11 protein-coding genes are annotated in these 11,905 nt (G+C 38.5%); all 11 read left to right on the top strand.

The genetic code is table 11. The features are described from left to right. Positions 1–27 precede the first annotated feature (27 nt). A complete protein-coding gene (locus tag BU202_RS08765) occupies positions 28–1,293 on the top strand; it encodes a PTS sugar transporter subunit IIC (RefSeq protein ID WP_075105407.1) in 1,266 nt (421 codons plus the stop codon). A 39-nt stretch (positions 1,294–1,332) separates the two neighbouring features. Continuing rightward, entirely contained in the window at positions 1,333–1,500 is a 168-nt protein-coding gene (locus BU202_RS10600) for a hypothetical protein (RefSeq protein WP_208604253.1), read from the top strand. Between the two features lie 359 nt (positions 1,501–1,859). After that, a complete protein-coding gene (locus BU202_RS08770) occupies positions 1,860–2,852 on the top strand; it encodes an acetylxylan esterase (protein ID WP_075105408.1) in 993 nt (330 codons plus the stop codon). A 103-nt stretch (positions 2,853–2,955) separates the two neighbouring features. Then, positions 2,956–3,888, top strand: coding sequence for an ABC transporter permease (locus tag BU202_RS08775; protein ID WP_083605788.1), 933 nt, complete (start codon positions 2,956–2,958; stop codon positions 3,886–3,888). A gap of 15 nt (positions 3,889–3,903) precedes the next feature. After that, complete coding sequence (locus BU202_RS08780; protein WP_075105409.1) at positions 3,904–4,782, top strand: carbohydrate ABC transporter permease; 879 nt, start codon at positions 3,904–3,906, stop codon at positions 4,780–4,782. Between the two features lie 7 nt (positions 4,783–4,789). Further along, the gene (locus BU202_RS08785) at positions 4,790–5,413 is read left to right on the top strand and encodes a YesL family protein (protein ID WP_075105410.1); all 624 of its coding nucleotides are present in this window, start codon (positions 4,790–4,792) and stop codon (positions 5,411–5,413) included. 13 nt (positions 5,414–5,426) lie between these two features. Then, the gene (locus tag BU202_RS08790; protein ID WP_083605789.1) at positions 5,427–7,139 is read left to right on the top strand and encodes a type 2 periplasmic-binding domain-containing protein; all 1,713 of its coding nucleotides are present in this window, start codon (positions 5,427–5,429) and stop codon (positions 7,137–7,139) included. Positions 7,140–7,271: 132 nt separating this feature from the next. Next, positions 7,272–8,702, top strand: a complete 1,431-nt coding sequence (locus BU202_RS08795; RefSeq protein WP_075105411.1) for a sialidase family protein — start codon at positions 7,272–7,274, stop codon at positions 8,700–8,702. Between the two features lie 13 nt (positions 8,703–8,715). After that, positions 8,716–9,420, top strand: a complete 705-nt coding sequence (locus BU202_RS08800; RefSeq protein WP_075105412.1) for an N-acetylmannosamine-6-phosphate 2-epimerase — start codon at positions 8,716–8,718, stop codon at positions 9,418–9,420. A 41-nt stretch (positions 9,421–9,461) separates the two neighbouring features. Continuing rightward, the gene (locus BU202_RS08805) at positions 9,462–11,417 is read left to right on the top strand and encodes an SGNH/GDSL hydrolase family protein (protein WP_075105413.1); all 1,956 of its coding nucleotides are present in this window, start codon (positions 9,462–9,464) and stop codon (positions 11,415–11,417) included. A 31-nt stretch (positions 11,418–11,448) separates the two neighbouring features. Then, positions 11,449–11,901, top strand: coding sequence for a YhcH/YjgK/YiaL family protein (locus tag BU202_RS08810; protein ID WP_075105414.1), 453 nt, complete (start codon positions 11,449–11,451; stop codon positions 11,899–11,901). Positions 11,902–11,905: the final 4 nt, after the last annotated feature.

Genomic DNA, 11,905 nt, shown 5'->3' on the forward strand with positions numbered 1-11,905 from the left:
ATTAGTTAAATTTTAGAGGTATTGATTATGAATGTTCAAACAGTTCAAAAAATAGCAGCAAAGATTAGTAATCAGCGGCATTTAATTGCTCTTCGAGACGGAATGGCAACAGCTATGCCTCTTATTATCGTAGGGTCTATCTTTATGTTACTCGCAGATTTCCCGATTTCAAGTTTTTCTACTTGGCTATCTGAAATTGGAGTGGCGGCATTTTTGTGGAAGGCCACAGATGCTACTTTTGGTATTGCAGGCTTGGTCGTTACATTTGCAGTAGCCTATCATTTGGCCAAGCGGTATGATGTCGCTCGCCTATCAGCTGGAGTGTTATCAGTCGCATCTTTTGTTCTTTTGACACCAATTGTGTCTGCGGAGGCAGGAAATGGTTTCCCTTTGAAATATCTGGGGACAGCAGGGCTTTTTGTAGGGATTATTACATCTTTGATTACAACTGAAATTTTTACCGTCTTTGTAAAGAAGAATATTGTATTAAAGATGCCAGATACTGTTCCGCCAAATGTAGCAAGAGCATTTTCAGCGATCATTCCAGGTGTCTTTATTATCACAATGTGGCTAATGATACTCATTGGTTTACATGCGGTAGGTATTGACAATGTTCATGCCTTGGTTGCCGATACTGTTGCCAAACCTTTAGAGTTAATGACTAAAACCCTGCCAGGAATTTTAGTTGTTGTTTTTGTCCAATGTTTCTTCTGGATGTTCGGTGTGCACGGAGCACAGGTAACAGGACCTATTTTGGAACCTCTATTGCTTCAAAATTCTGAAGCCAATCGTTTGGCTTATAAAGCAGGAGAAGAGTTGCCAAATATTATTACCTACGAATTTCTTTATAACTTTGTTTTTTCCGGTGGTGCAGGTTGTGTGATGGCCTTAGCTATCTTGACGTTTTTCCTTTCTAAAAGTCAGGAAAATAAAACACTTGGCAAATTGTCCATTGCTCCTGTTAGTTTCCAGGTAGCAGAACCGATCCTATTTGGTTTTCCTACAATTTTAAATATTCGCATGGCAATTCCGTTTGTGCTGGCTCCAGTAGTGACGACTGTTGTAACCTATTATTCCATGTATTTTGGTCTGGTGGCAAAACCAGTTGGTGCAGTAGTGGCATGGACGACGCCTCCAGTCATTGCAGGTTTCTTGGCCTCTGGAGGTAGGATTAGTGGAGCGGTCATTCAAATTGTCACTATTCTTATTAACATGCTTATCTACTACCCATTCTTTAGAATGGAAGATAAGTTAAAAGTAGAAAGAGAAAAAGGAAATGCAGTAAAATCTTAATGCTGCTCTCCTGTCAGATGAAGAGAGGCTTTGCAAGTGATGGTCTATCAAGAGGCGTTATTGCTTGCAGGGCTTTTTCTGGGTAATAAAGGGGCTAGAGAAAGAAAGATTCAATTGGCGTTTCGAGTGCTCTGCTCGGCTAGCTGTGGCCAGCAGGCAACCCCTCAATTGGTTTTTGAAGCTGAAGCAATAAATATGCGGATGTAGATGTTTCTTGTGGTAAGATAAATGACCCCTGTTTGGATTACCCTATCTTTCTTCAAAAATTTCGACAGTTTATTCAGTTGGATAATGCAGGTGATTATACGGATTCTGGCTGGCTTGTTCTCGGAGACATCCAGATTCGTTGATGTTTCAAACTCTATAAAAATAGGACAGAAGTCTTTCTGTCCTATTTTTAGTGGTAGAAAGTAGTTTCGTGAAATGTCATGAATTGTGGCTGTCACAGCCGTAAGCAAGAAATTTTAGAAAATACTTTCTGTTTTTGATAATATTATTGAAAATATTTTACAAAGTGGTATACTGAATGTAAAGGCTTACATAAACTGTAGAAAGGGATTAAAAAGATGAGAGATCCCCTGTTAATGGAGGAAATGCAAACCTATCGCGGACGCGATGAGGTACCGGCAGATTTTGATGATTTTTGGAATCGGGCCATTGCAGCTTTGAAACTTTCTGTGGACTATCGCTTGGTAGAAAAAGAGTTTGGTCTTGATACCATCGATTGCTACGAAATCCAATTTGATGGGACAAATGGCGGAAAGATTTACGCTCGTATGGTCTTGCCAAAAGGGGCAGAGAAAGTCCCGGTAATCTTCCATTTCCATGGCTATATGGGGCGTGGTTTGGATTGGCCTGATATGCTGGCTTATACGACGGCTGGCTATGGCATGGTTTCCATGGATGTGCGCGGTCAGTCTGGTTATTCGCTGGACGGAGCTAGAAATGTTCGTGGAAATACAGTCAAAGGTCAGATTATCCGTGGTGTCGTTGATGGGCCAGAACATCTCTTTTACAAGGATGTATATCTCGATATTTACAGTCTGGTGGAACTGGTGGCAGGTTTTGAGCGTGTAGACGAGACACGTCTGTCAAGCTACGGTGGTTCGCAAGGTGGTGCTTTGGCACTTGTGGCAGCGGCGCTCAATCCTCGGATTACAAATACGGTGGCTATCTATCCTTTCCTCTGTGATTTCAGACGGGTCCTAGAGATTGGAAACACTAGCGAGGCTTACGATGAGCTCTTCCGCTATTTCAAATTCCATGATCCTTTCCATGAAACAGAAGAGGAGGTCTTTGCGACACTGGCTTATATTGATGTGAAAAATCTTGCCCACCGTATCAAGGGTTCGGTCAAGATGATTACAGGCCTTGATGATGATGTCTGCCATCCCATCACCCAATTTGCCATGTACAATCGCTTAGAATGTGAAAAAGAGTACCATCTCATGCCAGAATACGCCCACGAAGGCATGTTTGTCTATGCCAACAATAAGGTGTTCAACTGGCTCTGTGGCACACATTTTGAAAGCAAATCACTAGTTACGGAATTTACATAAGCAATTTTTCTTGTGTGAAATGAGGCGATAGAAGCCTTGTTTTTACCAGAGAAAAGAAAGCGCTTTAATTTTGTGATCAAATATAAAATATGAGGAGGTTAATATGAGGATAGAAAAGGCGACTAAGAATCGTCAGAAATTGTTGAAAGATTTTAAAAAGAATATTCCATTTCTGTTGATGTTATGCATTCCGCTGATTTTCTTAATTATTTTTAGTTATGGACCGATGTATGGAGTTCTAATAGCGTTTAAGAAATTTACACCACGATTAGGAATTTTAGGAAGTCATTGGAATAATTTTGCTCACTTTAAGAAAATGTTTTCTGATTTTCTATTTTTAAGGGCGATAAAAAATACATTGATTATTAGTTTCTTAAAAATATTGATCGGGTTCCCTGCACCGATTCTGTTAGCTATCTTGCTCAGTGAGTTGAAATTCACAAGATTTAAGAAGATAGCACAGACCATTTCTTATCTGCCATATTTCTTATCATGGGTAGTAATTGCTGCGATGATGATAGAAGTGTTCTCTCCGCAAAGGGGAATTGTCAATGCGGTGATTGGGCTCTTTGGAGTACGTCCGATTAATTTCTTATCGGAGGAAGCTACATTTGTTCCTATGCTAATTATGTCAGATATTTGGCAGAGTATTGGATACGGTTCAATAGTGTATCTAGCAGCTATCACGGGAGTAAATCCAGCTTTATACGAAGCGGCTGATTTGGATGGTGCGAGTCGTATTCAAAGAATTCGTTACGTTACGATTCCTAGTATTATGCCAGTTATCTTGGTAATGTTTCTATTACGGATAGGTTCAGTATTGCATGCAGGATTTGACCAAGTTTTAAATTTGTATAATCCAGCGGTATACAATGTTGCAGATATTATCGATACGTATGTATATAGAGTTGGTTTGATAGGCTTTAATTTTGACTACTCTACAGCAGTGGGATTATTCCAAAACGTAGTAGGATTGGTTTTAGTTGTCTGCTCGAATTTATTGATTAAAAAGTTAACAGGTCGTAAGATTCTATAGAATGGGAGGTAATATATGTTAAAAAAGAAAATAACGGTATTTGATATATGTAATATGGCCTTTATGGTCCTATTGATGATATCAATTCTTTACCCATTGTGGAATCAAATTGTTCTATCTTTTAGTGAGGCAAGTACGACATCTGGTTTAGGAATTTCACTATGGCCAAGAAAATGGTCTACAGAGGCTTATGAGTATATCTTTTCTTACGGGAATGTAGGTGTTGCGTATGTCAATACGATTATTAGAACTGTTTTAGGAACATTATTAATTGTTACAACAACAGTGTTGGCTGCTTATCCACTATCTCGAGATGATTTACCATTTCGGTGGTTCTTCATGGGGATGTTTGTGTTAGCCATGTATATGAATGGTGGGATGATTCCACGCTATTTATTGATTCGCGATTTAGGATTATTAGATACTCGATGGGCGCTCATTTTACCTGCAGCAGTAGGATCTTCTTACATTATCATTTTAAGAAATTTCTTTAAAGGAATTAGTAAGGAGATTGAAGAATCCGCAATTATTGATGGAGCAACTCCATTTCAAATTTTAGTTCGTATTATCTTACCTCTATCTAAGCCAATCTTAGTAACGATTGCTTTGTGGGCTGCGGTATACCATTGGAATGAGTGGTTTGCAGCACAAATATACGTGAAGGATAAGAGCTTAGATGTGTTGCAAACGATTGTTCGTAACATGTTGATAGATGTCGATCCTACAAAAATGGAATCTCAAGTTTCAGGAGTAGGTGCAGGATCAGCGAAGTTATTACTTTCTAATGTTCGTGCGGCGACAGTTATGGTATCAATAGGTCCAATCGTAGCGGTATATCCGTTTGCGCAAAAATACTTTATTCAAGGTTTGCAACTAGGAGGAGTGAAGGAGTAAACAAAGTATGGAAGGAATCTTTCATCCAAATGGTCTAGCAATGAAATGCATGAATTGGCTTGCTGATATGTGCCAGATTCAATTGTTATGGATATTCTATAGCTTGCGAGGGGGAGTTGTATTAGGGCTCTTTCCAGCAACAAGAGCGATGTTTTATGTGCACAGACAGCTGATTATGAAGAACAATACGACATCGTTGGCTCAACAATTTAAAATAGAATATCATCAGAATTTCAAAAGAGCTAATCAAATGGGATATTTAATCATTGGCATAGGTGCCATGTTGATATTCTACCTTCGCTCAACATTATTGCTGAAAAATAGCTTTGCATTTTATTTCGTAGGTTTAGCGTATGCATTGATAGTTTTCTTTGTACTGTTGAATTTATATATGCTAGTGATGCTTTCTCATTTAAATTTAGATGAAAGAAAAGCATGGAGACAGGCTTTGTTAATTATCTTCCTATCTCCAGGTCACACTTTACTTATTTTGTTATTACTATTCGCATTCTTGTTTATGACTAGAATCGTTCCGGTTCTAACCCCAGTAATTTTAGTTGCTGTATTTTCTTATTTTGTTTCATATGTAGCATTAAAAGCTATCAATAAACTCATTTGTCACTATCAATAAGGAGGAATATAGAATGACAAAAAGAATGACGAAGTCAGTATCGGTATTGATGCTGACAGCGATGTTGGCAGCTTGTGGTAAAGCAAGCAATTCGGGCGCTAGTGGTGGTGCTTCGTTAGAAGGGTTACCAGAACCTGGTGATTTTTCTGATAAGGTAGAACTGACTTTATCTGGTGCTTTTACACGAGGAAAGATAGAAGATGATAACTGGGTACAAAAACAGTTAGAAGAAAAGTTTAATGTTAAAATTAACAATGTAAAAATTGATACTTGGAACAAATCAGAATCTTCCTTGTTAGTTGCTTCTAACGATTTACCAGATACTTTCTCATTTACAGGTACTAATCGAACTCCAAATGATTATTATAATGATGGAGTGACTAGGACTATTCCTCGGGAGATGATTGAAAAATATGCTCCAAATTATGCTAAAATGCTGGATACGGTTGATGGTGGTCTAGGATGGAAACTGAATAGAAGTCCAGAAAATCCAGATGAATACACAGGTTTGGCGGCATATGCTGGTAATACGAAAGGGCTATTATGGTCTGGTACACTACGCCTAGATTGGCTTGAAAAATTAGGATATGAAATTCCTAAAGATGCAAAACCAATTGGTGATTCAAATGGCTTTGAAAGAATTTATAGAACAGATAAAAGCTATACAATTGATGAAATTGAAAAGATTTTAATAGACTTTGTTGAAAAAGATCCAGATGGTAATGGTAAAAAAGATACCTACGGCATTTTACCAAGTAACGACAATATGAACTGGGGCGTTACTTTGCTAGGAGCTTATGGTGTGGGTATTGGCTATAACATGATGGAAGATGGTGAGTTAAAACCAGCAGTTATTTCTAATGCTTACCGAGAATTCTTGAAGAAAATGGCCGACTGGAATCAAAAAGGGCTTATAGATCCAGAGTGGCCTACTCTAGATACGAAAGCTACGTGGGAAAAATATAAAGAAGGAAAAGTTGGTTACTCTGTTGCGCAACGTGCTTATATTGCACAAGAACCTTGGACGGAAGGACGTGCCCCTCATAATATTCTAGGGAATGATCCGAATGCGAAACTTCTTGTCATCAATTATGAAGTAGGTCCAGAAGGTAAGGCAGGACATGTTGGTTATACACCAGTGACTCTATTGACAGGAAATGAAATGCTTATTTCTGCCAACGTGACAGATGAGCAGTTGGCGCGCTATCTACAAATCTTTGATACGATTGACTATAATCCAGAAGAAGGCCTCTTTTCACGATATGGAACACCTGGAAAAGACTCTGAGTGGGCTGGAAAAGAAGGAGATTCTACAGTGCTTATGAAAGAAGGCGTAGATCTCTATGAAGGTCAGTTAGGTTTGTGGGCATACAGCCAACGCACATATTATGATAAGTACGCTACATTTTTAACTATGCCAAAAACATTAGAGTTGATGGATCAATTTTATAATAAGCCTGAAAATGTAGAAAAATATTTAATTCGTCCATATCGTTGGGATTTGTTTGGTGAGACAAAAGAAGCTGAGTTAAAAGAATCTTATGGTGCTCAATTAGACACAATTGTTTCAGAATTCCGCATCAATGCATTGACTGGAAAAGTAGATATTGATAAGGAATGGGACAACTATGTGAAACAATATCTGTCCAGCGGTGGTGAAGAGATGTTGAAAGAACTTGAAAAAGCACCAAAAGTATCTGATATTTTAGAAGGAAAAGTAGAATAATACCTTACCAATCTATTTCATTTAAGATGATTTAAGGTGTAATACGTTACCAAAGCCTAAATTGACATAACAAATGAAAGAGTGTTGTTCAACGAAGGGCTTTGGTGTTTTTATTTATGAGAAAGGATATTCATGGAAAATAGAAGAATAATACCAGTTTTTGAATGTGGAAAGGATGGGGAAAAGAATAGCGAAGGTATTGCTAGTTATCGAATTCCTGCTTTATTGAAGACAAAGAAAGGCACGTTGATTGCTGGAGCCGATCGTAGGCGGGAGCATAGCTCTGATTGGGGGAAAATTGACATGGTTGTCCGCCGGAGTCATGACAATGGTGAAACTTGGGAAAACCCAATTACGTTGCTGGACCTACGTGAAAATTTACAAGGAGAAGATCCAGGTTTAAGATCACCTTTCAATATTGATATGGTATTGTTACAAGATCCATCTACAGAACGTATTTTCGCCTTATATGATATGTGGGTAGAAGGCCGTGGGACATTTGGTATGTTAGAGGCAGAGAATCCGTATGATCGTTATACCCATATTGAAGGACGAGCTTACTTAAACATTTATAAGGAAGGCGTGGAACAGCCCTATACGGTTAGAGAAGGTGGCGTTGTGTTTTCACCAGAAGGAGAGAGAACTTCTTTCAAGGTTGTGATGCAGAGCGATGAGCCACTCTATACTGATTTAGGTGACTTATATGAAGGAGAGCGGTTGCGAGGAAATATTTTCCATCGTCTTCGTTCAGACAATCCGTTTACGATTACTTCAAAATCATTTATTTGGCTCTCTCATAGTGATGATGAAGGACAAACTTGGTCTTGCCCTAGGGACATTACAGATCAAATATATGAACCATGGATGGCATTTTTAGGAATGGGACCTGGAGTAGGTATTGCGTTAAAACAGGGTGAACATGAAGGTAGACTAGTGGCTCCTATCTATACAACAAACGATACTAAAGAGCTGAAAAGTCAAGCGGCGCGAATCATTTTCTCAGATGATCATGGACAAACTTGGCAGTGTGGAGCTTCTGTCAATGATGATCGTGTGTTGTCAACAGGAGAAGTCATTCAATCGGCTACGTTTACTGATGAATTAGCGCAAACCACAGAGGCGGTGCCAGTGGAATTAAATGATGGGCGTATTAAATTATTTACAAGAAATTTAAATGGCCATATTCAAGTAGCAACTAGTGTAGATGGTGGCCAGAGCTGGACTCGATTTGATGAGTATCCAGACCAAGTGGATGTTTATTGTCAATTGTCCGCTGTTCAGACTGTACAGGATAATAAAGAGTATGTACTGGTCGCTAATGCTAACGGTCCTGCACGAACAAATGGAGTGATTCGTGTAGCAGAGGTCTTGCCAGAAGGTGAGTTACACTGGTTAGGATATTCCTTAATTCAGGAAGGAGAGTATGCTTATAACGCCTTGCAACAAGTTGGTCCAACAGAGTTTGGGGTCTTATATGAGCATACAGAAAAACCTTATAACTATTATCATCTGCTTTATCAGAAAATAGAGTGGTCTGATATTTTGGAGAATTTAGTAAAATAGGAAACGTGGAAATATGGAAAGAATATATAAGCAATTAATTGTTTCCTGTCAAGCTTTAGAGAATGAACCGTTACACAGTCCGTATATCATGAGAAAGATGGCATTGGCTGCTTGTCAAGGAGGTGCGGCTGGTATTCGAGCAAACTCTGTAATAGACATTGAAGCAATTAAAGAAGAAGTAGATTTACCAATTATTGGTATTATTAAACGAGATTACGATCATGCAGATGCTTTTATTACTGCAACAATGACAGAGATAGATGAATTGATGTCTGCGAAGCCAGATATTATTGCCGTAGATGCAACGAGTTCTAGCCGGCCTAATGGCGAAAGTTTGGAAGAATTTTTTAGGAAAATCAAAGAAAAATATCCGGATCAATTATTAATGGCAGACTGTTCGACAGTTTCAGAAATGGTATTTGCAGATCAACTGGGGTTTGATTTTATTGGAACTACATTGGTTGGCTATACGAAGCAGAGCAAGGGCGATAGGATTGAAGAGAATGATTTTGAAATTATTCGCTTAGCGTTGGATCAAATAAAGCATCCTTTGATTGCTGAAGGAAATATTGATACTCCTGAGAAGGCAAGGAGGGTGTTAGAGATTGGTGCCCATAGTGTAGTTGTTGGTTCGATTATTACACGTCCACAGTTAATTACAAAAGCATTTGTGGATGAGATTCAACATTTGAATGAACTAGACACAAGAGTTCGCTAATTTGGTGCACGTTATCCGAGAGTAGACAAGGGAATGTTGTTATGAAAAGTCCAGTTTTTCAGATGGGTGAGTCTGTTCGGAGACTTTTACAAAGTAACGAAAGCCTCGTTTGGGTAGTTACGGGTGGTGAAAGTGCTGTTGGTGGATTCAGCCAGACACAAGGTTGTAGAAATTATGTGGGACATTTTGAAGAATACCTTCGTTGGGAACGGAGAGCTAAAGATTTAGAACGTTCTGCTCAAATTGCAACGATGCAGCGATATGTTTTTAACTCTGCAAAAGCTGGATTGACATTGAAAAAGTTGCTAGGGAATTTTGAAAAACATATTCAGCAATATCATCCAAATATTGTTTCGTACCATATTGGCTACGAAGATATTCTTAAGGGAAAAGACTACCTTCAAGAATTTCAAAAGGAACTAGACGAATTTTTAGTGCGAGTTTTAGCATTGGAGTATAGAACTTGTAAAGTGGTTATTCAAATTTGTCATTCAACGAAAGACGAATGGTTCAATAGCTTAATTGCAGACTATGCTCAAGTTGTTTTAGCTGTTGTTAATCGTTACAAGAGTGAAAAAGCCTATGATAACATTGTGGTTGTTCGTCATGATGAATTAACAAAGACAGAATCTTTTAAATCTACTTGTCTAACAGATGATTTATATCTAAATGCGTATGGTCACTTAGAGATAGGGAGACAACTTAGTGAGGCAACTATTGGGACATCAGAGCATTATCCAGGTAAAGATGTATCTTTGGAGTTCGTTAACCGTTGCCACACGGCTCACTATGTAGCGATTTCTCCTACGATTTCTCCTACAGACGATGGGATTTGTGTTTCCTTACCAAAAGAGTTTCAATCGGAAATCTGGGAGTATGTACTTGAGACAGGAAATCAGAAAGTGCAGCAAAAGGGGATTGAAAATAAGGCGTTTATCCCCAGAAAGTTTTTAGTCGGAGACTACACGCTAAAAACAAAGATTAGCGGGAGGCAAATTCAGCTAAAAACAATTTTTGGAACAGGCGGTATTTCTGAAAGTCTGCCCCAACAAAAAAATACAATTGCTAGCCTAGAGAGTGTGTTTAGAAGCAAAGAGTCTCTAAATTGGCTATTTATGGGAGACTCCATTACTCATGGAGCCTTGTGGACTTTTGGATACGACAGCACACCACAGATTATTGAAAAGTATTTACATGATGTATTGGGAAGGCGAGAAGATGTCATTCTAAATACAGCAGTGTCAGGTTCGACCATCTCTGAAACACTATCACACTTTGAGCAACGATTCAATCGTTATCAACCAGATATTGTTTGTTTGATGTTGGGAACGAATGATAGTCAACAGATTTCGCCTGCTGCCTATTATAACGAACTGAAAGAACTGGTCCATTTGTTACGCAAAAGAGGGAGTACAATTATTTTAAGGACTCCCCCTCCTTCCCTTAGATATGAGAATATCATTGAATATGCTAATCAGGTACAAAAATTAGCTACTCAAGAAGAGGTGATACTCATTGATCACTATGATACCTTCTCGGCGATATTGGATACCTATCCTTATTTATGGGATGCTAAGTATTGCATCATGAGTGATAGTCCTCCTCTTCATCCGGGACCGAATGGTCATATCATGATGGCGAAGGATATTTTAGATGGACTAGGGTTATGGGAGGAAAGTCTGTTTTCTGATACATGGTATGGAGCAGAGCTTCCAACTGTAAATGTTGACATTGTGGATGCATTGTTGCTCCATTCACAGGAAAATGTAGGAGTGAATATTCAGCAATTAGAAGAGAGGTTGCAAGTTCCTATTGGAAGTATCACCTTATCTCTTGTTGATAAGAGTGGGAGTAAGATAAGATCTGTTGAGCAATCTCAAGGAATAGCTTGGTTAAACGATCTTGATAGAGATCAACTGGGTACAATTCAAGTAGAAGTACGACCACGCTATACAGCTATTATTTATAAAGGTATTGTCCCGTTTCCTTTCCAGTAATGTTTGGAAGGTGGGGTAATGAGGTGTTAAGATGATAATTACAAAATTGAGTCATTTTTCCAGATATGTTGATTTAAATCCATATTTTAAAGACTTGGGTTTATTTATAGAGGAAAGTGATATGTCTTCTTTTCAAGAAGGTCCTTTAGATATTTTAGGGGAATTTTTGTACGGCAATTGTTTTCGATATGTTGCGGATGGAACAACAGGAGATTTTTTTGAAGGCCATCACAATTATATAGATGTTCATGTAGTGGTGGAAAATACAGAATGTATTGCTGTGACCTCGGCAGACAAAGTTGTTGTTCGTGATCCATATGATGTAGAAATTGATGCTGAATTGTATGATGGTGTTGCAGAACAAGTTATTCAGTTGCAAGTTGGTGATTGTATCATTCTATTTCCAGAGGATTTGCACCAGCCTAAAATTCGTGTAAATGACTTGCCAGTTAAGAAAGTAGTGTTTAAAGTGGCTGTTTTCTAAAAAT

It is taken from the genome of Streptococcus cuniculi, assembly GCF_001921845.1.
In the GTDB taxonomy this organism is placed as follows: domain Bacteria; phylum Bacillota; class Bacilli; order Lactobacillales; family Streptococcaceae; genus Streptococcus; species Streptococcus cuniculi.

Coding starts and splice junctions, on each gene's coding strand:
- BU202_RS08810 (WP_075105414.1), top strand. CDS start 11,449: ATGATAATTACAAAATTGAGTCATTTTTCCAGATATGTTGATTTAAAT.
- BU202_RS08790 (WP_083605789.1), top strand. CDS start 5,427: ATGACAAAAAGAATGACGAAGTCAGTATCGGTATTGATGCTGACAGCG.
- BU202_RS08780 (WP_075105409.1), top strand. CDS start 3,904: ATGTTAAAAAAGAAAATAACGGTATTTGATATATGTAATATGGCCTTT.
- BU202_RS08765 (WP_075105407.1), top strand. CDS start 28: ATGAATGTTCAAACAGTTCAAAAAATAGCAGCAAAGATTAGTAATCAG.
- BU202_RS08775 (WP_083605788.1), top strand. CDS start 2,956: ATGAGGATAGAAAAGGCGACTAAGAATCGTCAGAAATTGTTGAAAGAT.
- BU202_RS08770 (WP_075105408.1), top strand. CDS start 1,860: ATGAGAGATCCCCTGTTAATGGAGGAAATGCAAACCTATCGCGGACGC.
- BU202_RS08805 (WP_075105413.1), top strand. CDS start 9,462: ATGAAAAGTCCAGTTTTTCAGATGGGTGAGTCTGTTCGGAGACTTTTA.
- BU202_RS08795 (WP_075105411.1), top strand. CDS start 7,272: ATGGAAAATAGAAGAATAATACCAGTTTTTGAATGTGGAAAGGATGGG.
- BU202_RS10600 (WP_208604253.1), top strand. CDS start 1,333: ATGGTCTATCAAGAGGCGTTATTGCTTGCAGGGCTTTTTCTGGGTAAT.
- BU202_RS08800 (WP_075105412.1), top strand. CDS start 8,716: ATGGAAAGAATATATAAGCAATTAATTGTTTCCTGTCAAGCTTTAGAG.
- BU202_RS08785 (WP_075105410.1), top strand. CDS start 4,790: ATGGAAGGAATCTTTCATCCAAATGGTCTAGCAATGAAATGCATGAAT.